The sequence below is a fragment of the Actinomycetospora termitidis genome (assembly GCF_030286555.1).
GTDB classification, from domain to species: Bacteria; Actinomycetota; Actinomycetes; order Mycobacteriales; family Pseudonocardiaceae; genus Actinomycetospora; species Actinomycetospora termitidis.
This window is the reverse complement of record NZ_JASVWF010000002.1, coordinates 806518-830248: the sequence shown is the minus strand read 5'-3', so window position 1 is coordinate 830248 and position 23731 is coordinate 806518. Positions and strand designations below refer to the sequence as shown.

Here is a 23731-nt window from a genome sequence, read left to right as displayed (position 1 = left end):
CCTTGCCGCCCGCTGCTGCATTCCTGCTGCATGGATCATGGTCCGGAACGACAAAGGCCCTGGCCGGTGACTCTTGCGAGTCCCTGACCAGGGCCTTCCTGCGTGGGCGATACTGGGATCGAACCAGTGACCTCTTCGGTGTGAACGAAGCGCTCTCCCCCTGAGCTAATCGCCCGCAGCAGGGATCAGCCTAACTCACGCGAGGATCGGGCTGTGCAGCCAGGTCCAGTGACCGAGGCCCACGAACTTGGCGACGATCCACAGGGCGTCGAGCAGCCACAACGTCGCCAGGACCACCGCGCAGGTCGCCAGCGCGAGCAGCAGCTGGACCACCTTGTTCTGGCGCTTGACCCACGCGACCCACCGGTCGTAATAGCGCCGGGCGAAGCGCAGGACGCGCCCGGCCCACTCGAACTCCGTCGCGAGGATGCCGAGGCCGGTGAAGACGATCAGCCAGCCGGGGCCGGGGTACGGGATCGCGATGACGCCCAGGATCAGGACCACGCCGCCGAGCACACCGATCCCGATGCGCCACGCGAGGTTCCACGACGGCCGGGCGCGGACCTTCATGCGGAAGGCCCGCAGGCGCACGCGCAGGGCGTGCAGGCGGCCCTGACGAGGAGTGGGCGCGCCGGTGCCGGGCGCGGACGGACGCTCGGACGTGGTGCCCTCGGGGGTCCCGGCAGACATCGGCCTTCCTCGGTGTCGTCGGTGCTCGGGCGAGGGGTCAGCCCGCCAGCTGACCGCTCGCGACGATCTGCGTCGGCGCGGCCGGCACCGCACGCCCGGGCTCGAGGGACACCGCGAACCCGGCGTAACGACCACCGGTCCCCGTCGAGGGTACGGAAGACGCCACGGGCGCCGAACCGGACATGTCGAACGTCCCCAGTCCGACGGGTCGTCCGCCCTCGAGTCCCCAGAGGACGTAGGTCTGGTCGGCGGCGTTCGCCGGCAGTCCGGTCGCGAGGAACTCCGGCCCGGCGCCGCGGTCCACGACGAGGCCGACGAACCCACCCTGCGGGGTCGCGAGCACGGTGTGCGGGGTGCGCGACGCGGCGTCCACGAGCTCGACGACCTGCCGGCTCTGCGCCGCCTGCGCCGCCGCGGTGTCCCGTTCCCGGGCGAGGTCGCGGTTCGCGTTCACCAGCCCGCCGATCACGACGACGAGCGCCACCGCGGCCGCGAGCGCGACCCCGGCCACGGCACGCCGGACCCACCGCGGGCGCAGCGGGACGACGGTCGACGAAGCGGCGTCACTGTCACTGGACGACAGCGACGACGCTTCGCTGTCATCCGCAGCCGCCGCCAGGATCCGGTCCCGCAACGCGGGCGGCGGCTCCTCCTCCGGCACCGCCGTGGCGAGCAGGGCGCCGACGTCCTCGGTCTCGGCCACGATCGTCCGGCAGGCCGAGCACTCGGGGAGGTGCTCGGAGAACTCGGCCGCCTCCTCCGGGGCCAGGGCGTAGAGCGCCCACGCCACGGCGAGTTCGGGGTGGCCCTCGGGCGTCGCCCTCATGCGGTCCCCTCCCCCCGGTCGACGCGACCGTCCAGCAGCCCGCGCAGGGTGCGGACGGCGGTGAACATGCGCGATTTCACCGTGCCCAACGGGACGCCCGCGATGCTCGCGACCTCTCGCTGGGTGAAACCGCCGAAGTACGCGAGGGTCAGCGCCTCCCGCTGTTCGGCCGGGAGTTCGCCGAGGGCCTCCCGCACGTGGCCGGCCACGACCCGGTCCAGGGCCGTCTCGTCGGCGCCCGGCGCGGTGCCCGCGCGGTCCTGCGCGCTCCACTCCTCGCCGTCCTCCGCCGGGGGGACGGTGTACTTACGGCGGGTGGACTCGCGGCGCACGGCGTCGACGGAGCGGTGGTGGACCATCGTCATGAGCCAGGTCGCGACGCTGCCCCGGGACGGGTCGAACCGGTCCGGCTGGCGCCACACCTGGAGGAAGACCTCCTGGACGACTTCTTCGGCGAGCGTCTCGTCCACGCAGATCCGGCGGGCGAGCCCGTAGGCCCGTCGGGAGAACCGGTCGTAGAAGGCGTCGAGTGCTCTCGGTGCGCGCTCGGTCACGGCCTGCAGCAATGTGGCGTCCGCCACTGCCGCATCGGACGGCTCGTCACGCTCCGCAGTCGCGTCAGAACGGCCGTGCGGCGCCTCCGCCACGGTTCCCCCACCTCCTCGCGCTGCCGTGTCCGGGTCGGACGCCGCCCAGGTTAGTGCGGTCGGGTACCGGGGGGCGCTCCGGCGGGGAGGGTGCGTCGTCACGGAGGCGGACCGAGTAAGGCCTCGACCGGGTACTCCTAAGATGCTCTCGGTGCGTGAGCCGGGTGAACCGGCGTCACAGGCTCGGCCGCCGGTCGTTCCCCTCTTCGACAGCAGCGTGCGCGAAAGGCAGCCTTCGAATGCACAACGACCACGTCACGATCCGGTCCACGGCGGTGTTCGACCTCATCGGTCCGCCGAACCCGCCCGTCCCGGTGCAGGTCGAGCTCCGGTACGACACCCGCGACCCCTACGCGGTGCAGGCCGCCTTCCGGACCGGTCGCGCCGGCTGGGTCGAGTGGGTCTTCTCGCGGGACCTCCTCACCGAGGGCCTCATCGACACCGCCGGCGACGGCGACGTCCGCATCCGCCCCTCGGAGGGCGAGTCGGTGGAGATCGAGCTCTCCTCGCCGTCGGGTCACGCGACCTTCCGCGCGCTCGCCCGTGAGGTCTCGGAGTTCCTCCAGCGGACCCACGAGGTGATCGAGCCCGGCTCCGAGGACGACTGGCTGGACCTCGAGCACGCCCTCGGCCTGCTGCTCTCCACGGACCCGAGCTGATCTTCGACCCCCCTCCGCGGGGGGCGCGCACGATGCAGTAGAGTTCACGTCATCGGCAGGGAGAACGTTCTCCGGAAGTTCTCGCCGGTGACATGCGGACGTAGCGCAGTTGGTAGCGCATCACCTTGCCAAGGTGAGGGTCGCGGGTTCGAGTCCCGTCGTCCGCTCGGGAGGCAGGCCCCTCGGGCTGCTGGCTCCGAGGATCCCGGCGGAGTGGCCGAGTGGCTTAGGCAAGGGCCTGCAAAGCCCTGTACGCGGGTTCGATTCCCGCCTCCGCCTCGGGCGATTAGCTCAGTGGGAGAGCACTACCTTGACACGGTAGGGGTCACTGGTTCAATCCCAGTATCGCCCACAACAGGCCCTGGTCACACTCGTGACCAGGGCCTTTGTCGTTCCTGACGCCGGGTCGGGCGGGTTCGGACGGCGAACGGCACGCGGCCGCCGTTTCTGAACCGTGACCTCGGCAGTCGGAGTAATCCGACCCGCCGTCCGGAAGATTCATCCGCCGTTCGCCGCGCGACGAGCGCCCCTGCCCGGCGTGAGCACCCGCTCGCTCTCAGCAAGCGGGGGTCGGGACGGCCGTCGTGCCTAACGTCGTCGCTGCCGCCGCGGGACACCCCCGACTCCCGCGGCGCGCACCGCTCCCCAGCGACCGGAGGTACGTCCCCCATGCGCCCCGACCTGCAGCAGGACCCCCGACCGGAGTTCGGCATGCCCGTGCCCCGGGAGGCGGGTCGGTACGACGGTCACGACGCCGCGCCCCGCACCGGCGGCTACCCGGCGGCCCCCTACGGCGGCCCCGTCTCCGGTCCACAGTCGATCCCGCAGCCGGTCGGGCAGTACGGCGGGCCGGCCCACCCGTACTCCGGCCCGCAGCCCGTCGGCGCGCGTCCGCCGTCGACCGGGAGCTGGAGCAGCCAGGACCGCCCGCTGTCCGGGCCGCAGGCCTACGCCCACCCGGCCGGCCGCGACACCGCCGCGCCGACCGTGCGGCGCCGCCTGGCCGACGACGTCGAGTACGCCGAGCCGCGCGACGAGCACCCGAGCGGCCCGCTCCCCACCTCCACGCACCGCCGGGCCGGGCGCGGCGGGACCGGGCGGAAGATGCTGCTCGCCCTCGTCGCCGCCGGTGCCGTGGCCGCCGGCGCGGCGGGCTACGTCGCGATCGCGCACTGGGGCACCTCGGACCAGGCGGTCACGCCCACCGCGGGCGCCGGCGCGGCCGCCCCGACGTCGCTCACGGGAGCGAACCTCGCGACCCGGCAGACGCCGCTCGGCACCGTCGCCACCAGCGATGGTTACACGCTGTACCAGTACACGAAGGACTCGAACAAGCCGGCCGCCGCCACGTGCACGGGCACCTGCGCCGAGCAGTGGCCGCCGGTCCTCGCCTCCGACGGGGACCCGTGGCTCAAGGGCATCGACGCCAGCCGCGTCGGCACCGTCGACCGTCCCGACGGCACGAAGCAGCTGACCCTGAACGGCTGGCCGCTCTACCGCTACGGCAAGGACGCCGGGCCCGGCGAGACCGCGGGCAACGGCGTGGGCGGGACCTGGAAGGCCGTGGGTCCGGACGGCAAGGCCGTCGCCGGGAACGCCCCGGCGGCCGGTGCTGGGCAGAGTGGCGGGCAGGCGAGCACCGGTCAGTCGAACGGCGGATCGGCCGCCGGTGGCGAGTCCGGCTACGGCGACGCAGGCGCATCGTCCGGCTACTGAACCTTCACTCGAACAGCTCAGCAGCGCATCACGCAGAGCAACCTAGACTCCGGGGCGTGACGACCGCGACGCCCCCGGGCATGCTCCGCGCGCTGCGCCTGTTCGCCGCGAACCCGGACGGTCTCGACCTCCGCCGCGCGGGCCGGCACCTCGGCCGCGCGGCGGAGGCGGCTCGGGAGTCGGTGGACGCCCTCGTGGCGGGCGGCTACGTCGAGCAGACCCCGACCGGCTCGTACCGGATGCGGCCCGGCCCGTCAGGGGGTGACGGTCCGGTGCGGCGGGCCTCCGAGGTCCCGACGATGCTCGCGGACGCCGTCACCGAGCTGCACCGTCGCACGCGGGCGCGCGCCTATCTCGCCGAGTGGACCGACGACGACCACGTCGACCTGCTCGACGCCCGCGGGCACGAGCGGCTGGCCCGGATCCCCGAGCTCCCCGCCCGCGTGCCGCCGTCGATGGCGCACGCCGTGGCCGCGGCGAAGGTCCTCATGGCCTTCTCGTCCGCACGCCGGTCCCGCCTCGAGGGCGGCACGTGGACCCGCTTCACCGCGTCCACGATCACCGACCCGACCACCCTCGACGTCGAGCTCGCCGCGATCCGGCGGGACGGCTACGCCCTGGACCGCGAGGAGTTCGCGGAGGGCTTCAGCTGCGTCGCCGCACCGGTCGCCGACCCGGGTGGGCGCGTCGCCGCGTGCCTCGCGGTCTCGATGCCCACCCGGCAGCTCGCCACGTGCCACGCCGAGACGGTGCGTGCCGTCACCGAGGTGGCCCGCACGGCCCACCGGCTCTGGTACCGCTAACCCGCGTCGGCCGGCTCCACCGTCACGGGGAACGCCACGCTGCGGGCGATGAAGCACGCCTCGTGCGCGGCGTGGTGGAGCGTCTCCAGGTCGGCGTCACCGGTCGCCGTCACCGTGGGATGCAGGACGACCGACTCGAAGGACCACCCGCCGTCGTCGTCCTTGGTCATCCGCCCCACCGGTGCGTCGGCGTACGCGGTGACGACCAGCCCCGCCTCGGCCGCCACGTGCAGGAAGCTCAGCAGGTGGCACTCCGACAGCGCCGCCACCAGTAGTTCCTCGGGGTTCCACCGCGCCGCGTTCCCGCGGAACGCCCGGTCCGCCGAGCCCTCCAGGGCCGGCTTGCCGCCCGCCGTCACGACGTGGTCGCGGGTGTACGAGCGGTAGTCGACGGTGCCCGGGTCCTCCGCCCAGGTCACCGCCAGCCGGTACTCGTGCGCCACTACCGCTCCTCGCGGTCCCGTCGGTCCTCCGCCTCGGTGCGCTCGTGGGCGATCTCGAGCGCCCGCGCCGCCGTGTCGGGGTCGGGGTAGGGGCCGAGGCGGTCGGCCGCGCGGCAGCCGTCGTACGGCTCCACCGTCTTGTGCTTCAGGCAGTAGTACCACTCGTTCTCGTGGGCCACGGCGTCACTCTGCCACGGATGCGCACCCGTTCATGCCCGCGCGACCCGGGCGGTGCCCAGGATCAGCTCGGCGGTGAGCTCCGGGTCGTCGGCCATCGGGACGTGGCCGCAGCCGGGCATCACGACCACCCGGGCGTCGGGCAGCACGCGGCGCAGCCGGCGGATCTGCGCGCGCGGGAGGAGGAGGTCGCGCGAGCCCCAGCCGACCATCGTCGGTACGTCCGCGCGCCGGGGGACGGTCCACTTCTCCAGCGTCGCGAGCATCGTCGCGAACCCCTCGCGGGGACGGGCCAGACCCTGCAGGTCGTCGCCCATCGAGGCGTAGTGGTCGCGGCCGGGATGCGCGACGAGCGCGCTGAGCAACGCGTACCGACCGGCCGGCGAGGCGAGCACGCGGTCGAGCCGCTCGCGGGGCCAGGTCTGGAGGACCTTCGAGGCGCCGCCGAGCAGTCCCTTCGCCCACGCCCGGCCGACCGGCGACCAGAACCCGCCCGGCGAGAGCGCCGTCGCGGACCGCACCGAACCGCGCGCCGCCATCTCGAGCGCGATCAGCCCGCCCAGCGAGTTCCCCGCGACGTGCGGGCGGTCGATCCCCAGATCAGCCGCGAGGCCCTCGACCGCCTCGACCAGGTAGGAGATCGACCCGTCGAACGCGGGGTCGACGTCGGCCGACTCGCCGTGCCCGGGGAGGTCGACGGCGATGACGTCGTGCTCGCGCTCGAGCAGCGGGATCACCGGGTCCCAGCCCTGCCGGCGGTGCGTGATGCCGTGAACGAGGAACAACGGTTCTCCGGTGCCGGAGCGGCTGTGGGCGAGCATGGGTCGGACCGTAGCGGGACTTACCCCCGCGGGTGGACGACGACCTTCCCGGTGACGCGGCGCTCGGCGAGCTCGTTCACGGCCGCAGTGGCCTGGGCCAGCGGGTAGGTGGCGCTGACCGGCGGCGCGAGGCGGCCCGCGGCGATGTCGTCGGCGAGGTCGTCCCACTGCCCGCGCATGAAGCCGGGGTTGTTCCAGGCCCACTCGCCCCAGCCGGCGCCGACGACCTCGGTGTTGCGCAGGAGCAGCCGGTTCACCTTCACCGTCGGGATGTCGCCACCGGTGAAGCCGACGACGACGAGCCGGCCGCCGCGGTTCAGCGAGCGCAGCGAGTCGGTGAACCGGTCACCGCCGACCGGGTCGACGACGACGTCCACCCCGCGCTTCCCCGTGATCTCCAGGGCCGCGTCCTTGAAGCCCTCGACCATGACGGCGTGGTCGGCGCCGGCGGCCCGGGCGACCTCGGCCTTGCCCTCGGTGGAGACCACCGCGATCACCGTCGCGCCGCGCGCCTTCGCGAACTGGATGCAGGCGATCCCGACCCCGCCGGCCGCGCCGTGCACCAGCACCGTCTCGCCGTCCGCGAGGCGGCCGCGGCGGGCCAGGACGAACTCGGCGGTCAGGTAGTTCATCGGCAGCCCGGCGCCGACGTCGAACGAGACGCCGTCGGGCAGCGGGAAGGTCTGGTCGACGGGCGCCACCACGGTCTCGGCGAATCCGCCGACGACGCACAGGGCGGCGACCCGGTCGCCCGGCGCGAAGCCCGACCCGTCCGGCGCCGTGCGGACGGTGCCGGCGACCTCGGAGCCCAGCGTGAAGGGGAGCTCGGGGCGCATCTGGTACTCGCCGCGGGTGAGCAGCAGGTCGGGGAACACGACCCCGGCCGCCTCGACGTCGACGAGGACCTGGCCCTCCCCCGCGACCGGCTCGTCGAGCTCGACGACCTCCAGGGCCTCGGGACCCTCCAGCTTGCTCACCTGCACTGCGCGCATGGGGCGATCATGCCCCAGGCCACATCGCGCCGACGAGGTAGATCACGAGCACGACGGCGAGGGCCACGAGGCCGCGGATCGTGCTGGGCGTCAGCGCGACGCCGAACCACGTCGGGGTGCTCGTCCGCTCGCTCGTCCGCTCCGTCGTGCTCATCGTGGTCTCCTCCGTCGGCGGCCCGTTCGTGGGCGGCGGTCGGAGAGCATCCGACCGCCGCACTCACGAGTGGGACGGACGCCGCACGGGAATCGTCACGAACTCGACCGGATGGAGTAGGTCACTCAGGCCGCGCGGAACTCCGCCGGCCGCTCCGGCGGCGCCAGTGCCAGCGCCTTCTGCACGCCGTCCGCGTCGAGGTCCGCGCCGTAGACCGGCGTGCCCGGCTGCTGGCGCCAGGACTCCTCGATCGGCCCTGCGTCGACCGGGTCGAACCCGAGCTCGTCGACCAGCGCCAGGACGGTGTCCTTGCCCGGCCCGTCGGCCCCGGCGACCGGCAGGGCGATGCGCCCGGGCTCGCCCTTCGGCTTGCCGTTCTGCAGCAGGTGCTTCCAGTAGATGCCGTTGAACGCCTTGTACACCGGCACCCCGAGCTGCTCGGAGACCCACACGCTCTCCGGCATGCCGTCCTCGATCGCGTCGATCCGGCCGTCGCGCTGCGGGTAGTAGTTGTTGGTCTCGACGACGGGCGCGCCCGGCTTCGCGGTCGCGACGACCCCCGGCGGGAGGTCCGGGGTCGCCTTCTGCGGGATGCTGACGACGACGAGGTCCGCGTCCTGCGCCGCGTCCTTCGCCCACACCGCCGTCGCCCCGGTCTCCGCGGCCAGGTCCGCCAGCGTCTCGGGGTCGCGCGAGTTCGCCACCCGCACCTCGTGGCCCAGCGCCGTCAGCCGCCGCGTCAACGTCCCTGCGATCAAGCCCGCACCGATGATGCCGATCCTCATGCGCAGGCCAACCCGGGGCCCGGCACCGGCATTCCGCCGGTGCCGGTTCCCCGGATCACGCCGAGCGCAGCATCGCGATCTCGTCCTCCGGCTCCGGGGCCCACACGCCGGCGGGCGGCAGCCCGATCGACGCCGCGTGGCCACGGAAGTTCTCCAGCCAGTGCCGCCAGTCGTCCGGGAGCATCGAGAAGGGGGCCTCGTGCCCGAGCTCGCGGGCCGCCCACAGCGGCCAGTGCGGGTTGGAGAGCGCCGGACGCCCGAGCAGGACGACGTCGGTGAGCCCGGCCTCGATCGCGCGGTTCGCGTTCTGCGGGACGCCGAGGTTCCAGGAGCAGACGGTCGGGATGCCGACCTCGCGCTTGACCCGCGCGGACCGCTCGAGCATGAAGCCCGGGTCGTTCATCGGCGGCTTGGTCTCCATGTCGTCGGTGTTGAACCCGAGGCTCATGTCGGCCGCGTCGAGCCCGTGCTCGGCCATCCACGCGACCGCCTGCACGGACTCCTCGAACTGCACGCCCTGCGAGTGGAAGTCGTCGGAGCCCAGGCGCATCGTCAGGGGCAGCCGCTCGGGCCAGACCTCCCGGACGGCGTCGAGGGCCTCGAGCAGGAACCGCGCCCGGTTCTCCAGCGACCCGCCGTACTCGTCGTCGCGGTGGTTCGCCAGGGGTGAGAAGAACTCCGCGCCCAGGTAGCCGTGGGCGAAGTGCATCTCGAGCCACTCGTAGCCGGCGTCGGCGGCGCGGCGGGCGGCGTCGGCGTACGACCGGTGCAGGCCCCGGATCTCGTCGACGGTCAGCGCGTGCACGTCGAAGGGGTGGTCCCCGCCGTAGGGGACGTTCGACGGGCCGACGGTCTGCCAGCCGCGGTCGTGGTCCGGCGGGAACTGCGCGCCGGGGCCGTACTCGCCGACGCGGTCGTGCGCGGCGACCTCGCTGCCCTTGCGGCCGGTGTGGCCGAGCTGGATCCCGGCGACGCCGCCCTGCCGCTTGATGATCGCGGTGACCCGTGCGTGGCCCTCGACCTGGTCGTCGTCCCAGATGCCCGCGCAGTCGACGGTCGTGCGCCCCTCCGGCACGATCGCGACCTGCTCCGGGAAGACCAGCCCGAAGCCGCCGGCGGCGCGGGCCCCGAGGTACATCACGTGATAGTCGTTCATCTTCCCGCTGCGGTCCTCGCAGGCGTGCTGCGTCATCGGGGACATCCCGATGCGGTTGCGCAGCGTCACGCCCTTGAGGGTGAACGGGGTGAAGAGATCGGTCACGGTGGGCCTTTCGGGTCGTCGGAGGGACTCGCCGTCAGAGTTGTGCGCAATCGTTGCCGTCAACGCCTGCCGACGTTGCATCCATGTATCCCTCCGTGAGCCCGCTGCTCACAGGAGGCGGTGCACCGTCGTCGGCGTGACCGCCCGACCCTCGAGGTCGGTGGTGTCGGGCACCTCGTAGGTCGCGAGCGGCTCCACGCGCTTCCGCGGCAGGTACTCCCGGCCGGGGTCGCCGACGTAGACGTCGATCCCGACGCCGGTCGCCTCGTCGAGGAAGTCCAGCATCAACCGGGCCATCGGCTGCTCGTAGAACACGTCGCCGGCGAGGATCACGTCGACGTCGAGCTCCGGCCCCTCCCCCGTCATGAGGTCGCCCACGACCTCGACCGCCACGCCGTTCAGGGCGGCGTTGCGGGCGGTCGCCACCCGGGCGCGGGCGTCGTGGTCGGAGGCGACGACCGCCGACGCCCCCGCCCGCAGCGCGGCGATCCCCACGAGACCGGAACCGCTCGCCAGGTCCAGGACCTTCTTCCCGACGACGAGCCCGGGATGGTCGAGCACGTGTCGCGCCAGGGCCTGGCCGCCCGCCCACGCGAAGGCCCAGAACGGCGGGGCCTCCTCGTCGGTCTCCGACCAGGTGCGGTGGATGTCGTCGGCCAGGAGCAACGTCACCTCCGGCACCAACGGGGCGGTGCCGGACGCCGTCCAGCTCGTGACCTGGTCATCCAGTTCGCCCTCGGTCACCTCGTGGTCACCCGTCGTCACGGGATACCCCGGACGGACGCAGCGCCGCGCGTCGTCCCCACCTACCCTGTGGCGAAGTCGCGAGGGGCCAGGGAGGCAGATGATGTCCGAGAACGACGACGCGGACGCCGTGCTGCTCTTCCTCGGCGGCCCGCTCGACGGCCGCGTCGAGGTCCGCGAGGCCCGCCACGGCGCCCCGCTGCCCACGGTGACCCACACCCACCTCCACGACGGTCCGAAGGTCGTGCACCACTACGACCTGCACCCGCTCACCGACGGAGCCGGTGTCTACCACCTGCGCGTCGAGCCGGTCCCGGAGCCCGCCGACGCCGAGTCGGTCTGACTCAGGCCAGCCACCAGCCCAGCGCGCACAGCGCGCCCCATCCTCCGGCGACGGCCACGGACTTCGTCCGCGCCTCCCGGTCGGGCAGGCTCGTCCCGAGCAGCACCAGGTCGACCACGTCCGAGCCGACGCGCACGGCCGTGGCCGTCCGCAGCGGCTGGCCCTCGGGGGCGAGGGCCATGGCGAGCCCGCAGGCGAGGTCCCGGCCGCCGAGCGCGCGGATGCCGATCGTGGTGCCGCGGGAGAGCTCGTCGCCATCCCGGGCGAGCTTCGTGGGCCGGGCGAACAGCTCCGGCTTCGCGATGATCGCGACGCTGTACGCCGCCGTCGCGACGCCGAGCACGCGCGCGAGCCAGGGGGCCTTCGAGGAGGACGAGGTCAGGGTCATGATCCGGTGTACCCGGATCGTCACGCGGCACGCAGACGGGTCGACACCGCGGCGTGCACCGGGACCACGACGCGGGCGAGGACCGGGCCCAGGACCGCCATGAGCAGCACGTAGGTCGTCGCGAGCGGCGCGAACTCCGGGTCGATCGCGGCCGAGCTCAGCGCGAGCCCGGCGATGACGATCGAGAACTCCCCGCGCGCCACGAGCGCCGCCCCGGCCCGCCACCGCCCGAGCGAGCCGACCCCGGACTGACGCGCGGCGAACCAGCCGGCACCGATCTTCGTGGCGGTGGTGACGACGGCCAGCACCAGAGCGACCGGGATGACGGCGGGGATCTGGGCCGGGTCGGTGTTCAGGCCGAACACGACGAAGAACACCGCGGCGAACAGGTCGCGCAGCGGGCTCAGGACCCGGGTCGCGTTCTCCGCGGTGTCCTCGCTGATCGCGATCCCGAGCAGGAAGGCGCCGACGCCGGCGGAGACCTGCAGCTGGGAGGCGACCCCGGCGACGAGCAGCGCGACCCCGATCACGCGCAGCAGGAAGACCTCGGAGGTGGGCGAGTCGACGACCGCCGACACCGCGCCGCCGAAGCGCAGCGCGACCACGAGCACGACGACGAGCAGCACCAGCGCGATCGCCACCGTGCGCGCTCCGGAGAGGAAGCTCAGGCCGGCCAGGACCGCCGTCGTGATGGGCAGGTAGAGCGCCATCGCGAGGTCCTCCATGACGAGCACGGAGAGGACGGCGGGGGTCTCCCGGTTGCCGAGGCGGCCGAGGTCGGCGAGGACCTTGGCGATGATCCCGGACGACGACACCCACGTGACCCCGGCCATCGCGAGCGCCCCGACCGGGCCCCAGCCCAGGATCGGCGCGGCGAGGGCGCCCGGGGTCGCGTTGAGGACCATGTCCACGATCCCGGCGAGCCACGAGCGTTTGAGCCCGCCCACGAGGTCCGAGGCCGAGTACTCCAGGCCGAGGAGCAGGAGCAGCAGGACGACGCCGACCTCGCTCGCGAGCTCGGTGAACCCCTCGATGCCCTCGAGCGGCAGCAGGCCGCCCTGACCGAACGCCAGCCCCCCGAGCAGGTAGAGCGGGATCGGCGAGATCCCGATGCGGCCGGCGAGCCGTCCGAGGACGCCGAGCCCGAAGAACAGGGCGCCGAGCTCCTCGAGGGCGAGGGCGGTGTCCACTCCCCTCAGCCGTTCTCGAGGATCTCCGCGGCCTGCTTCAGCCCGTCCCCGGTGCCGACGATCACCACCAGGTCCCCGGCGGCGAAGACGAAGTCCGGGCGCGGCGAGGGCGAGACCACGTGATCCCGGACGACCGCCACGATCGACGTGGCCGTCCGGGTCCGCATCGCGGTGTCGGCGAGCGGGCGGCCCGCGTAGGGCGAGCCGTCGGTGATGGGGAACTGCGCGGTGCTCACGCCCTCGACCTCGCGCTGCTGGTCCTGCAGCTGCGCGACGAGGTTCGGTGCGCCGAGCAGGGTGCCCAGCGCGTTGCACTCGGCCTCGGAGAGCGGGACGGTCGCCACGCACGCGTCCGGGTCGTCCCGGCCGGCGAGCAGCAGCTCCCGGTGCCCGTCGCGGTGGGTGAGCACCCCGACCCGGCGCCCGTCACCCGTGACGAACTCCTGCTTCGTGCCGATCCCCGGCAGTCTGGTGACCTCGACGTCCACGTCTGCCCACGCTAACCGTCCGCCCGCGGAACGCACGAACGGGCCGTTCATCACGATCTTCCGTGACGAACGGCCCGTTCGTGACGACGGAGGTGTCAGGCCTCCGCGGCTGACGCCGGCGCGGCGACACCGATCATGATGGCCGGCACCGCGAGGGCGGCGGCGGCGAGGCGGGCGGTGCGAGTCATGCCGGACGAGTTTGTCGTCATCCCGGGCGCGCCGCGTGCGCCCGACCGAGGCCGATCGGACCTGGGAGGATGGACGGTGATGAGCGCACCGTCCCTCCTCCCCACGCCCGGCGCCGACCCCGACGACCTGTTCGAGGGGTTCTCCGCCTGGGCGTCCGAGCGCGGGCTGGAGCTCTACCCGGCGCAGGCCGAGGCGCTCATCGAGCTGGTGACGGGCGCGAACGTGATCGTCTCGACGCCCACGGGCTCCGGGAAGTCGCTCATCGCCCTCGGCGCGCACGTGGCGGCGATGTCCCGCGGCGAGCGAACCGTCTACACCGCGCCGATCAAGGCCCTGGTCAGCGAGAAGTTCTTCTCCCTCGGCGCCCAGCTCGGCTACGCCAACGTCGGCATGCTCACCGGCGACGCCGCCGTGAACCCCGAGGCGCCGGTCATCTGCTGCACCGCGGAGGTCCTGGCGAACTGGGCGCTGCGCGAGGGTGCGGCCGCCGATATCGGCCAGGTCGTGATGGACGAGTTCCACTTCTACGCCGACCCCGACCGCGGGTGGGCGTGGCAGGTGCCGATCGTCGAACTGCCGCAGTGCCAGTTCCTGCTGATGTCGGCGACCCTCGGCGACGTGTCCTTCTTCGAGGAGGACCTGACCCGTCGCACCGGGCGCGAGACCGCCGTCGTCGCGAACACCGAGCGCCCCGTGCCGCTCTCGTTCCGCTGGTCGACCACGCCGCTGCACGAGACGATCTCCGAGCTGATCACCGGTCGGCAGGCGCCGGTCTACATCGTGCACACCACGCAGGCCGCGGCGATCGAGCAGGCGCAGGCGCTGATGAGCTTGAACGTCTCGACGAAGGCCGAGAAGGAGCAGATCGCCGAGCTGATCGGCTCGTTCCGCTTCACCGCCGGGTTCGGGCGCACGCTCTCCCGCCTGGTCCGCCACGGCATCGGCGTGCACCACGCCGGGATGCTGCCCAAGTACCGGCGCCTCGTGGAGACCCTGGCCCAGGCCGGCCTGCTGAAGCTGATCTGCGGGACGGACACACTCGGAGTCGGGATCAACATCCCGATCCGGACGGTGCTGTTCACGGCCCTGACGAAGTTCGACGGCCAGCGGGTGCGTCACCTCCGCGCCCGGGAGTTCCACCAGGTGGCCGGCCGGGCCGGGCGCGCGGGCTACGACACCGCGGGCTTCGTCGTCGTGCAGGCGCCGGAGCACGAGGTGGAGAACGCGAAGCGCCTGGCCAAGGCCGGCGACGACGTCAAGAAGCAGCGACGGGTCGTGCGGGTGAAGCCGCCGGACGGGTTCGTCTCGTGGTCCGAGCGCACGATGGAGAAGCTCGTCGAGGCGCAGCCCGAACAGCTCACGAGCCAGATGCGCGTGACGACCGCGATGCTGCTGCAGGTCGCGCAGCGCCCCGGGCCGTACTTCCCGGCGATGCGCCACCTGCTCGAGGACAACCACGCGGACCGCGCCACCCAGCGCAAGCTGATCCTGCGGGCGATCCAGCTCTTCCGCGGCCTGATCGAGGCCGACGTGATCGAGGTGCTGAAGGCCCCCGACGACGCCGGGCGCACGGTCCGGCTCGTGGACGACCTGCAGGTCGACTTCGCGCTCAACCAGCCGCTCTCGCCGTTCGCCCTGGCCGCGTTCGAGCTGCTCGACGACGAGTCCCCGACGTACTCGCTGGACCTCGTCTCGGTCGTCGAGTCGACGCTCGACGACCCGAAGCAGGTGCTGCGCGCGCAGGAGAACGCGGCCCGCGGCGAGGCCGTCGGCGCGATGAAGGCCGAGGGGCTCGAGTACGAGGAGCGGATGGAGCGCCTCGAGGAGATCACCTGGCCGAAGCCGCTCGCGGAGCTGCTGGAGCCGGCGTTCGAGACCTACCGCAAGGGCCACCCCTGGGTCGGCGACGCCGAGCTGTCGCCGAAGGCCGTCGTCCGCGACCTCTACGAGCGGGCGATGAACTTCGTCGAGTTCGTGTCGCACTACAAGATCGCCCGCTCCGAGGGCCTCGTGCTGCGCTACCTCACCGACGCCTACCGCGCGCTGCGCCAGACGATCCCCGAGACCGCGGGCACCGACGACCTGGACGACCTCATCGCCTGGCTCGGCGAACTCGTCCGCCAGACCGACTCGTCGCTGCTCGACGAGTGGGAGACGCTGTCGAACCCGACGGAACTGGACGCCGCGGGCACCGACGCCGCACCCATCGACCAGGGCCCGCCGCCGGTCACCCGCAACGAGCGCGCGTTCCGGGTGCTGGTGCGCAACGAGATGTTCCGGCGCGTCGAGCTCTTCGAGCGCCGCTGGCCGGCCGACCTCGCCGAGCTCTCCGGCGACGACGGGCCCACCGGCGACGAGTGGGCCGACGCCATGGAGCGCTACTTCGCCGAGTACCCGACCCTCGGTGCCGGGCCCTCCGCACGCGGTCCGGCCCTGTTCCGGGTCAGCGACCACGGGCGGACGTGGACCGTCCGGCAGGTGTTCGAGGACCCCGAGGGCGACCACGACTGGGGCATCACCGCCACCGTCGACCTGGACGCCTCGGACGAACTCGGTTCCGCCGTCGTCCGCGTGACCTCGGTGGGGCCGCTCGAGACGGCCGCCGGCTGAACGAACGGCACCCTCGCAGCTTCTACGTGCGCGAGAGTGCCGCTCGTTCGTACGGGGTCAGGCCTTCTTGCGGCGCGGGGCGCCCTTCTTGGCCCCGAGCGAGGGCGGGGGCACGACCGGACCGATGTCGCCGTCGGGGGCCTCGTCGAGATCGACGATGACCGGGGCGTGGTCGGACGGACCGGTGCCCTTGCGGGCCTGCCGGTCGACCCACGCGGCCTGGCGACGCTCGGCCACCGGCGTGCCCGCGAGGACGAGGTCGATCCGCATCCCGCGGTCCTGGTGGAAGGCCCCGCCGCGGTAGTCCCAGTACGTGAAGGCGGGGACGTCCACCCAGCGTTCGCGGATCACGTCGTGCAGCCCGGTCTTCTCGATCGCGGCGAGCGCCTCGCGCTCCGGCGGCGTGACGTGCGTGGACTCGGCGTAGGCCTCGACCGAGTAGACATCGAGGTCGGCCGGCGCGATGTTGAAGTCCCCGGCGACGATCGTCGACGACGGGTCGCCGGCCTCGACCATGTCCCGCAGGACGCCGAGCCACTCGAGCTTGTAGGCGTAGTGCGGGTCGTCCACCGTGCGCCCGTTGGGCACGTAGACGCTGGTGACACGCAGGCCGCCGCACGTCGCCGTGACGGCCCGGGCCTCCTGGTGCGGGTAGCCCGGCGCACCGGGCAGACCCTCGACGACCTCCTCCAGCCCGACCCGGGAGAGGAGCGCGACGCCGTTCCAGCGCCCCTCGCCGTGGTGGGCCACCTCGTACCCGCGCTCGGCGAGCGCGGGGCCGAAGGTCTCCTCGAAGGCCTCGTCGGAGAGCTTGGTCTCCTGGAGGCACACGACGTCGGGCGCGCGCTCGTCGAGCCAGCCCAGCAGCCGGGGCTCACGGGCCTTCGCGGAGTTCACGTTCCAGGTCGCCACTCGCACGACCCCACGCTAACGGGCGGCCCCGACAGCGTCCGTCGAGGACTCCCGGGCGCCGAGGGGCTCGGCGCGCCGCCAGACGAGCTCGGCCTGGAACGCGATCATGACGGCGATCATGAGCAGCACCTCGCCGATGCCGCCGGAGTCGTTGATCCCGGCGAAGTAGGCGATCGTGCCCAGCCCGAACTTCACGACGACCATGCCGAGGAACAGCCCGATCGTCAGCGCGGTGCCCTGGGCGTAGACGCGGCCGCCCTCGTTCCAGATCCGGGTGTACCGCCCGCGGGCGAGGCCGACCACGACCGACAGGGCGATCGAGATGCCGAGGAACAGCCAGGCCAGGCCGTTCACGGGGACGTGGTAGCCGCCGATGGCGATCCCGACGATGCCGTAGATGATCGCCAGCTTGAACCGCGAGGAGCCGACGACCTCGTGGCGCTGGGACTGGCGGTAGACGGCGTAGCCGACCATCGCGAGGATGATGATCAGGGAGGATGCGGGCACGTCAGGTCCTTCCGGGGATGATGGCGCGGGTCAGGCCGAGACCAGCGGGGTCTCGTGGGCGCCGTGCGGGACGCGGCGGGCGGCGGCGCGGCGCGCGGCCCAGGTGGTGATCGCGGCGATCAGGGGGACGAGGAAGCAGGTCGGGATCGCGCCGACGTTGTCCGGGGCGGTGTTGCCGTGCATCAGCCACTGCGTGACGTGCTGGATCCCGTCCAGGTAGAGCTGCACGAAGGCGATCGCGATGACCGCGCTCATCCACCCGCCGCGGAAGCGCCGCCACGCGACGGCGAGCCCGGCGAGCCCGACGGCGAGGTCCGATCCGCCGTTCTCCCACTGGAACGGCGAGGGGGCCCAGCCGATCGACTCCGCGGCCGCCGGCGCGCCCGGGCCGAGGTGCACCAGGCCGGCCATCGCCCCGTTCACCCCGAGGCCGACGACCACGAACCAGATCGACGTCAGTTCCAGGATGCGGCGACCACTGCGCCGGTCGGGTGACCGGTCGAGGATCACGTGGAGTGCGAGACCGCCGAGCAGAACGATCCACATGAACAGGAAGAACGACATGACCACCCTTTCGCCGGTGTGCTTGACACACAGCGTGACCGTGGTCGGTGGGTGGAACATCCGTGCGATGACGTAGACGTATCCCCCGATCAGGTGTCGCGGTGCCGGGTGGCGGCGGCCGCGAGCTCCACCCGGGTGTGCAGCCCGAGCTTGCGCAGGGCGTTGGACACGTGGGTCTGCACCGTGCGGGGCGAGATCGCGAGGCGGACGGCCATCTGCGGCCCGGCGACCCCGTCGGCCACGAGCTCGGCGACGCGGCGCTCGGTCGGGGTCAGCGCGTGCCAGCCCTGCGCCGGGCGCCCACGGGGGCCCGCGGCGCCGAGCCGGACCCCGCCGGCGCGCAGCCGGGCGGCGAGCCGCCGCGTCACGCCCTCTGCACCGAGCGGACCGGCGATCTCCCGCACGCGCGCGGCGGCGGCCCGCGCGGCGTCCGCGTCCCCGAGGCGCGTGGCGAGGGCGGCGGCCTCCTCGCGCGCGGCCATCTCCCCCGGCACGTCGCCGGCCGCCGCGAGGGCGTCCGCCCCGGCGAGCACGGCGGCGAGGTCGTCCCCGGCGAGTCCACCCACGAGCCCGGCGACCGGGCCGAACAGCACGCCGTCGGACGGCTCGGCGCGGAGGGCGTCGGCCATCTCCCGGAGCACGTCCGGTCGGCCCGCCCGGGTCGCGAGCCGGGCGAGGTCGAGGCCGTAGAGCGCCGTCGCCGCCGTCCGCCCGCCGCGTCGGGCCTCCCGCCATGCGCCGACCGCGCGCTCCAGGGCGGCCTCCGGCAGGCCGCGGGCCTCGTCGAGCAGGGCCGTCGTCATCGTCACCGCGGGGAGGCCGAACTGCTCGGGCACGTCCGCGGCACGGTCGAGCACCGCGGCGGCGGCCGGGAGATCACCCCGGTCGAGCTCGACGCGCGCCCGGCCGGCGAGCGCGAGCGAGGTCCAGCCGGTGCCCGTCCCGGCCGCGGCGGCGAGCCCGGCGTCCATCGCGGCCACGCCGTCGGTCCACCGGCCGGCGATCACGTGGATGCGCGCGGCGACGAAGTCGTGGTAAGGCCCGAGCCAGAGGTGGCCGGCGCGGGCGGCCCGCTCCCGGACCTCCCGGGCGTCCCGGTCCGCCGCCCTGGGCCCCTCGGCCAGCAGCCGACACCAGGCCGGCCACACCGTCGCCGTCGCCGCGTCCGCCCACGACTCCCCCGCCCGTGCCTCGACCGACGCGACGGCGAGCTCGGTCGCGCGGACGGTCCGCCCGCGCAGGAATGCGGCCATCGCTGCGTTGAGCAGGGCCGTCGGGTTCCCCGCGACCGGTTCCGGGTCGGGCAGCGGACCGTCCCCGGCCAGCAGGTCGACCCAGGTCCGCAGGTGGGTCAGCCGCTCCTGCTGCTCGCGCGGCAGCGGCAGGGCGATGACGGCGTCGATCTCCGCGCGGGCGTCGTCCAAGCGCGCCGCGCTGATCAGGGTGAAGATCAGGAACGAGCGGACGCGGGCGCGGACCGCCGGGTCCGGCGTCGCGGCGAGCTCCCCGCGGGCCACCCGGACCGCCTCGTCCACGCGGCCGGCCGCCGCCAGCGTGCCCGCCCGGGACAGCGCGTCCGCGCTCTCCAGCGCCGCTGCGTGGGCGGCGAGCAGGAGCCGGCGCAGCGGTGCGGGCACGTCCTCGGCCGCGGCCTCGCGGTCGGCGGCGTGGACGAACTCGAGCCGCTCGTCGTCGCGCCAGACCAGCACGCCGGCGCCGGTCGCCTCCCGCACCGCTCGCAGCATCGCCCCGGCCGGGAGCCCGGACACGGCGGCGAGGTGCTCGACCGGCGCGGCCCCGCCCCAGACGGCCAGGGCCGCGACCAGGTCCGCCGCCGGCCCGTCGAGCCCGCGCACCCGGTCGCGGGAGGACCCGCCGTCGGGAAGGGGCATGCCCCGATCCTGGCGAACCGGACGCGTCACGGCAGGGGCATCACCCGGTCGGACGATCAGCCCGCGCGGCCCTCGCTGCGCGCCTTCACCGTGGCCAGCGTGCGTGCCATGCCCTCGCGGTTGTGCGACGGGCTGTCCGTGGTGCGGCCCTTCCCGACCAGCGCCGCGATCGCGGTGCGCTTGTCGACCCAGCGCTGGGTCACCTTCGTCCCGTCGCCCTCGGGCTCGAGGGTGAAGCTCCAGCGGGCGACCGCCTGGCCGACCACGTCGACGTCCCAGCTGATGTGCCGGGCGGGGTCGTACTCGGCGACCGTGCTGGTGGTGGGCCAGCGCAGGAGGCCCTTGCGGTTCCAGCCGATGAACCGGGCGCCCGGCTTCGGGCCGGTCGCGCCGCCGAGCCAGCGGGTCGAGTAGCACTCCGGGGAGATCTCGCCCATGCGGGCCGGGTCGCCGACGAGCTCCCAGACCTTCTCCGGCGGGGCGTCCACGGTCTCGCTGACGACGACGTCAGGGGCCTTCTCCGGCACGGCCGACCTCCTTGATGCGCGGTGGTACCGCTCGGTACCACCGCGCACCCTAGAGGATCAGTTGACCTTCACGAGGTCGACGACGAACACGAGGTGGGCGTTGCCCGGGATGACCCCGCCGGCGCCCTGCGGGCCGTAGCCCTGGTGCGGCGGGACGACGAGGATGCGGCGGCCGCCCTCGCGCATGCCGGAGATGCCCAGCTTGAACCCGTCGATGACCTGGCCGAGCGGGAACTCGACCGGGGTGCCGCCACGGCTCCACGAGGAGTCGAACTCGCTGGAGTTCGACACCAGCCGGCCCTCGTACTGCACCTGCACGGTGTCGCGGTGGCTCGCCTCGGCGCCGCCGCCGAGCACGAGGTCGGTGATGTCGAGGTCGTTCGGGAGGGTGTCGGGGGTGACCGACGCGCCCGGGGCCCGGGTCAGGTCGTCGGCGTTCTCCACGGTGACTGCCATGTCCCCACCGTAGGGGCCCGTCGTCAGTCCTTCCTCGGGAGCCCCAGCAGCGACCGGGCCTTGGCCCCGACCGTCTCCTTGACGCCGTTGGCGATGATCGAGAGCGCATCGGGGTCCCCGGCCACCTGCGAGCGGGCGGTGTTGAACGCCTGCTGCAGGGTCACGTGCGGGGGCACCAGCGGGATGTCCTCGTCCACCTTCGCGTCGACGACGAACGGGCGGTCCGCCGCGAGCGCGCGGTCCCACACCGACCCGATCGCGTCCCGCTCGGTCAGCGTCGCCCCGTCGAGCCCGAGCAGCGTGGCCCACTCGGCGTAGGGCACGTCCGGCACCGCCTGCGACTGCGGGTCGGGCGCCTCGCCGAGCATGCCGCGGGTCTCCCACGAGACGTAGGAGAGGTCGTCGTTGGAGAGCACGAGGATCACCAGGCGCGGGTCGGCCCACGTGCGCCAGTTGCGCTGGACCGTGATGAGCTCGTTGACGCCGTTCATCTGCATCGCGCCGTCTCCGACCAGCGCGACGACGGGGCGGTCCGGGTGCGCGGTCTTCGCCGCGATCGCGTACGGCATCGCGCCGCCCATCGACAGCAACGTCCCCGACAGCGAGCCGCGCTGGGTGGGCTTCAGGGTGAGGTCGCGGGCGTACCAGGAGGTGGCGGTCCCGCAGTCGACCGCGACCAGGGCGTCGTCGGGCAGCCGGTCGGAGAGCTCCCGGACGACGAGCTCCGGGTTCAGCTTCTCGGTGCGGGCGTGGGCGCGCTGCTCGGAGTACTCGTCCCACGAGGCGGTCCACCGCTCGACGTGGGCGCGCCACGTCGGGTCCGTCTTGTCCTCCAGGAACGGGAGGAGCGCGTCCAGCGTGGTCGCGGCGTCCCCGGTGAGGTTGACGTCGGTGTCGTAACGGATGCCGCAGCGCGACCCGTCGACGTCGATCTGCACCGCTCGCGCCTGCCCGGGGGCCGGGTAGTACTCGGTGTAGGGCATCGTCGAGCCGACGATCAGCAGGGTGTCGCACTCGCGCATGAGGTGCCACGACGCCGTCGTCCCGAGCAGGCCGATGGCGCCGCAGTTCCAGGGCGAGCGGTCGTCGATCACGCCCTTGCCGAGCAGCGCCGTGGACAGGCCCGCGCCGAGCCGGTTCGCGACCTCGGTGAGCTCGGTCGACGCCCCGAGCGCGCCCGCGCCGGCCAGGATCGCGACCTTCTCCCCCGCGTTCAGCACCGCCGCCGCGGCCTCGAGCGCGGCCGGGGCCGGAGCGCCCGGGTCGGACGACGGGACCGCGGAGGTCTGGTAGTAGCCGTGCGCGTCCGGGGGCTCCGGGACGGCGTCCTCCTCCAGCACGTCGCTGGGCAGGATCACGACGGCGACGGTGCGGTCGGCCAGCGCGGTGCGGCACGCGCGGTCGACGACGTGCCGCACCTGCGAGGGGTCCTTCACCTCGGCGACGTAGCCCCCGACGTCGGAGAACAGCGTGCCGAGGTCGACCTCCTGGTAGTAGCCGCCGCCCTGCGCGGTCTGCGCGGTGTGCCCGAGCAGGGCGACGACGGGCTGGTGGTCGAGCTTGGCGTCGTAGAGCCCGTTGAGCGCGTGGATGGCGCCCGGACCGCCGGTGACGGCGCAGCACCCGATCGGCGACCCGCCGTACTTCACGTCGGCGCACGCGGCGAACGCGGCGGTCTCCTCGTGCCGGACCTGCACGAACTCGGCGTCGTCGCGCTTCGGCAGGGCGGTGAAGATCCCGCCGATGCCGTCGCCCGGGTAGCCGTAGAACCGGTGGACACCCCAGGCGGCGAGACGGTCGAGGACGTGCTCGGCCACGTTCTTCGGGCGACTGTTCTTCGGTGCACTCACGCCCGTCGGCTACCCACTACATGTCGATCGGGCCCAGCGGACGCAGTGGGTGCTCGAGCGGCGCCGGCGGAGTGCCGCCCGGGCCGAACGGGGAACCGCCGAGCTCCTCGCGGTGGTGCGGCGAGTCCCAGGCCGTCAGGGGCCCGAGCGGGACGATCTGCGTCGGGTTGATCGTCGTCTGCACCTGGTAGTAGTGCCGCTTGATGTGGTCGAGGTCGACGGTGTCGCCGAAGCCGGGGGTCTGGTACAGGTCGCGGGCGTAGGCCCACAGCGCGCCGAACTCGGCGAGCTTCTGCCGGTTGCACTTGAAGTGGCCCTGGTAGACCGCGTCGAAGCGGGCGAGCGTGGTGAACAGGCGGATGTCGGCCTCGGTGATGTGGTCCCCGACGAGGTAGCGCCGGGTCTCCAGCCGCTCGTCGAGCGCGTCGAGGCGGGCGAACAGCGCGGTGTAGGCCTCCTCGTAGCGCGACTGCCTCGTCGCGAACCCGGTCTTGTAGACGCCGTTGTTGACGTCGTGGAAGACGCCCTCGTTGACCTCGTCGATCTCGTCGCGGAGGTCGTCGGGGTAGAGCGTGGGGGCGCCCTCGCGCTCGTGGGCGGTCCACTCCCTGCCGAGGTCGATGGTGATCCACGGGTAGTCGTTGGTGACCAGCTCGCCCGAGGCCACGTCGACGATCGCGGGCACCGAGACGCCGTTCTCGGTGCCGTTCTCCGGGTCGCGGGCGAGGTAGGCCTGCTCCAGGTGGGTGTAGCCCAGCACCGGGTCCACGCCGCCCTCGTCGAGGGAGAACCGCCACGAGCGGTCGTCCTGCAGCGGGTCGGTGATCGCCATCGAGATCGCGTCCTCCAGGCCCATCAGCCGCCGGACGATCACCGAGCGGTGCGCCCACGGGCAGGCCAGGGACACGACGAGCCGGTAGCGCCCGGGCTCGGCCGGCCACTCCCCCTCGCCGGTCGGGTTCGCGACGATGCGGTCGGTGAAGCGGGGCCCTCGACGCTTGAACGAGCCGCTCGAGTCGGCGTAGGCCTTCGTGTTGCCGGCGGTGGTGCTCACCGACCGGAGATTCCCATCGGGGGAGCTGTCGATTCCCGCGATC

General features: G+C 73.4%; 27 protein-coding genes and 4 tRNA genes. 8 read left to right on the top strand and 23 right to left on the bottom strand.

Annotation, left to right across the window (positions count from 1 at the left end; translation table 11 throughout):
* Positions 1–103: 103 nt before the first annotated feature.
* From QRT03_RS11935 to QRT03_RS11920, 4 genes are all read right to left on the bottom strand, one after another.
* Positions 104–175 (bottom strand) — tRNA-Val (locus QRT03_RS11935).
* 20 nt (positions 176–195) lie between these two features.
* Positions 196–690, bottom strand: a complete 495-nt coding sequence (locus tag QRT03_RS11930; protein ID WP_286052995.1) for a TIGR02611 family protein — start codon at positions 688–690, stop codon at positions 196–198.
* Positions 691–727: 37 nt separating this feature from the next.
* Positions 728–1516, bottom strand: coding sequence for an anti-sigma factor (locus tag QRT03_RS11925; protein WP_286052994.1), 789 nt, complete (start codon positions 1514–1516; stop codon positions 728–730).
* The gene (locus QRT03_RS11920) at positions 1513–2097 is read right to left on the bottom strand and encodes a sigma-70 family RNA polymerase sigma factor (RefSeq protein ID WP_286052993.1); all 585 of its coding nucleotides are present in this window, start codon (positions 2095–2097) and stop codon (positions 1513–1515) included. The genes QRT03_RS11925 and QRT03_RS11920 overlap by 4 nt, the downstream gene beginning before the upstream one ends.
* Positions 2098–2402: 305 nt before the next feature.
* On the opposite strand from QRT03_RS11920, the gene QRT03_RS11915 reads away from it, so the two are divergent.
* The 6 genes from QRT03_RS11915 (at position 2403) to QRT03_RS11890 (ending at position 5341) form a co-directional block, all read left to right on the top strand.
* Positions 2403–2822 carry an SsgA family sporulation/cell division regulator gene (locus QRT03_RS11915; protein WP_286052992.1) on the top strand — a complete coding sequence of 140 codons (420 nt, stop codon included), beginning with the start codon at positions 2403–2405 and terminating at the stop codon, positions 2820–2822.
* 94 nt (positions 2823–2916) lie between these two features.
* Positions 2917–2989 (top strand) — tRNA-Gly (locus QRT03_RS11910).
* 40 nt (positions 2990–3029) lie between these two features.
* Positions 3030–3101: transfer RNA gene (locus QRT03_RS11905), tRNA-Cys, on the top strand.
* Position 3102: 1 nt separating this feature from the next.
* Positions 3103–3174: transfer RNA gene (locus tag QRT03_RS11900), tRNA-Val, on the top strand.
* Between the two features lie 317 nt (positions 3175–3491).
* Complete coding sequence (locus tag QRT03_RS11895) at positions 3492–4538, top strand: COG4315 family predicted lipoprotein (RefSeq protein ID WP_286052990.1); 1047 nt, start codon at positions 3492–3494, stop codon at positions 4536–4538.
* A gap of 56 nt (positions 4539–4594) precedes the next feature.
* Positions 4595–5341, top strand: coding sequence for an IclR family transcriptional regulator (locus tag QRT03_RS11890; protein WP_286052988.1), 747 nt, complete (start codon positions 4595–4597; stop codon positions 5339–5341).
* Here QRT03_RS11890 and QRT03_RS11885 read toward each other — a convergent pair.
* The 8 genes from QRT03_RS11885 to QRT03_RS11850 form a co-directional block, all read right to left on the bottom strand.
* A complete protein-coding gene (locus QRT03_RS11885; protein WP_286052986.1) occupies positions 5338–5784 on the bottom strand; it encodes an OsmC family protein in 447 nt (148 codons plus the stop codon). The two genes, QRT03_RS11890 and QRT03_RS11885, sit on opposite strands and share 4 nt — an antisense overlap.
* A complete protein-coding gene (locus QRT03_RS11880; RefSeq protein WP_286052984.1) occupies positions 5784–5963 on the bottom strand; it encodes a hypothetical protein in 180 nt (59 codons plus the stop codon). The genes QRT03_RS11885 and QRT03_RS11880 overlap by 1 nt, the downstream gene beginning before the upstream one ends.
* A 30-nt stretch (positions 5964–5993) precedes the next feature.
* Entirely contained in the window at positions 5994–6782 is a 789-nt protein-coding gene (locus tag QRT03_RS11875; protein ID WP_286052983.1) for an alpha/beta fold hydrolase, read from the bottom strand.
* Between the two features lie 20 nt (positions 6783–6802).
* Positions 6803–7774, bottom strand: coding sequence for an NADPH:quinone oxidoreductase family protein (locus tag QRT03_RS11870; RefSeq protein ID WP_286052981.1), 972 nt, complete (start codon positions 7772–7774; stop codon positions 6803–6805).
* Between the two features lie 7 nt (positions 7775–7781).
* Positions 7782–7928 (bottom strand): hypothetical protein, encoded by a 147-nt coding sequence (locus tag QRT03_RS11865; protein WP_286052980.1) that lies wholly within the window; start codon positions 7926–7928, stop codon positions 7782–7784.
* 125 nt (positions 7929–8053) lie between these two features.
* Entirely contained in the window at positions 8054–8713 is a 660-nt protein-coding gene (locus QRT03_RS11860) for an NADPH-dependent F420 reductase (RefSeq protein ID WP_286052978.1), read from the bottom strand.
* A 55-nt stretch (positions 8714–8768) separates the two neighbouring features.
* On the bottom strand, positions 8769–9974 hold the full coding sequence (locus QRT03_RS11855; RefSeq protein ID WP_286052977.1) for an oxidoreductase: 1206 nt from the start codon (positions 9972–9974) through the stop codon (positions 8769–8771).
* 108 nt (positions 9975–10082) lie between these two features.
* Positions 10083–10739, bottom strand: coding sequence for a class I SAM-dependent methyltransferase (locus QRT03_RS11850; RefSeq protein ID WP_286052976.1), 657 nt, complete (start codon positions 10737–10739; stop codon positions 10083–10085).
* Positions 10740–10821: 82 nt separating this feature from the next.
* Between QRT03_RS11850 and QRT03_RS11845 the strand changes: the two genes are divergently transcribed.
* Positions 10822–11061: a hypothetical protein gene (locus QRT03_RS11845; protein ID WP_286052975.1), complete on the top strand. Its 240-nt coding sequence runs from the start codon at positions 10822–10824 to the stop codon at positions 11059–11061.
* Position 11062: 1 nt separating this feature from the next.
* Here the strand turns inward: QRT03_RS11845 and QRT03_RS11840 are convergent, their stop codons facing one another.
* The 3 genes from QRT03_RS11840 to QRT03_RS11830 are packed head-to-tail and all read right to left on the bottom strand — an operon-like array spanning position 11063 to position 13127.
* On the bottom strand, positions 11063–11449 hold the full coding sequence (locus tag QRT03_RS11840) for a hypothetical protein (protein WP_286052974.1): 387 nt from the start codon (positions 11447–11449) through the stop codon (positions 11063–11065).
* A gap of 20 nt (positions 11450–11469) precedes the next feature.
* Positions 11470–12639, bottom strand: a complete 1170-nt coding sequence (locus QRT03_RS11835; RefSeq protein WP_286052972.1) for a cation:proton antiporter — start codon at positions 12637–12639, stop codon at positions 11470–11472.
* A gap of 5 nt (positions 12640–12644) precedes the next feature.
* The gene (locus QRT03_RS11830; RefSeq protein ID WP_286052971.1) at positions 12645–13127 is read right to left on the bottom strand and encodes a cation:proton antiporter regulatory subunit; all 483 of its coding nucleotides are present in this window, start codon (positions 13125–13127) and stop codon (positions 12645–12647) included.
* 267 nt (positions 13128–13394) lie between these two features.
* On the opposite strand from QRT03_RS11830, the gene QRT03_RS11825 reads away from it, so the two are divergent.
* On the top strand, positions 13395–15926 hold the full coding sequence (locus tag QRT03_RS11825) for a DEAD/DEAH box helicase (protein ID WP_286052970.1): 2532 nt from the start codon (positions 13395–13397) through the stop codon (positions 15924–15926).
* A gap of 57 nt (positions 15927–15983) precedes the next feature.
* Here QRT03_RS11825 and QRT03_RS11820 read toward each other — a convergent pair whose 3' ends face one another.
* From QRT03_RS11820 to QRT03_RS11785, 8 genes are all read right to left on the bottom strand, one after another.
* Positions 15984–16844: an exodeoxyribonuclease III gene (locus QRT03_RS11820; RefSeq protein WP_286052969.1), complete on the bottom strand. Its 861-nt coding sequence runs from the start codon at positions 16842–16844 to the stop codon at positions 15984–15986.
* Between the two features lie 9 nt (positions 16845–16853).
* Complete coding sequence (locus QRT03_RS11815) at positions 16854–17345, bottom strand: hypothetical protein (RefSeq protein WP_286052968.1); 492 nt, start codon at positions 17343–17345, stop codon at positions 16854–16856.
* Between the two features lie 30 nt (positions 17346–17375).
* Positions 17376–17909, bottom strand: coding sequence for a DUF6790 family protein (locus QRT03_RS11810; protein WP_286052966.1), 534 nt, complete (start codon positions 17907–17909; stop codon positions 17376–17378).
* An 89-nt stretch (positions 17910–17998) separates the two neighbouring features.
* Complete coding sequence (locus tag QRT03_RS11805; protein ID WP_286052964.1) at positions 17999–19801, bottom strand: helix-turn-helix domain-containing protein; 1803 nt, start codon at positions 19799–19801, stop codon at positions 17999–18001.
* Between the two features lie 56 nt (positions 19802–19857).
* Positions 19858–20328, bottom strand: a complete 471-nt coding sequence (locus QRT03_RS11800) for an SRPBCC family protein (protein WP_286052962.1) — start codon at positions 20326–20328, stop codon at positions 19858–19860.
* Positions 20329–20385: 57 nt separating this feature from the next.
* Positions 20386–20784, bottom strand: a complete 399-nt coding sequence (locus QRT03_RS11795; RefSeq protein WP_286052960.1) for an FKBP-type peptidyl-prolyl cis-trans isomerase — start codon at positions 20782–20784, stop codon at positions 20386–20388.
* A gap of 23 nt (positions 20785–20807) precedes the next feature.
* Positions 20808–22634, bottom strand: coding sequence for a thiamine pyrophosphate-requiring protein (locus QRT03_RS11790; protein WP_286052958.1), 1827 nt, complete (start codon positions 22632–22634; stop codon positions 20808–20810).
* A gap of 16 nt (positions 22635–22650) precedes the next feature.
* Positions 22651–23688 (bottom strand): glutathione S-transferase family protein, encoded by a 1038-nt coding sequence (locus tag QRT03_RS11785; protein WP_425604820.1) that lies wholly within the window; start codon positions 23686–23688, stop codon positions 22651–22653.
* Between the last annotated feature and the right edge of the window lie 43 nt (positions 23689–23731).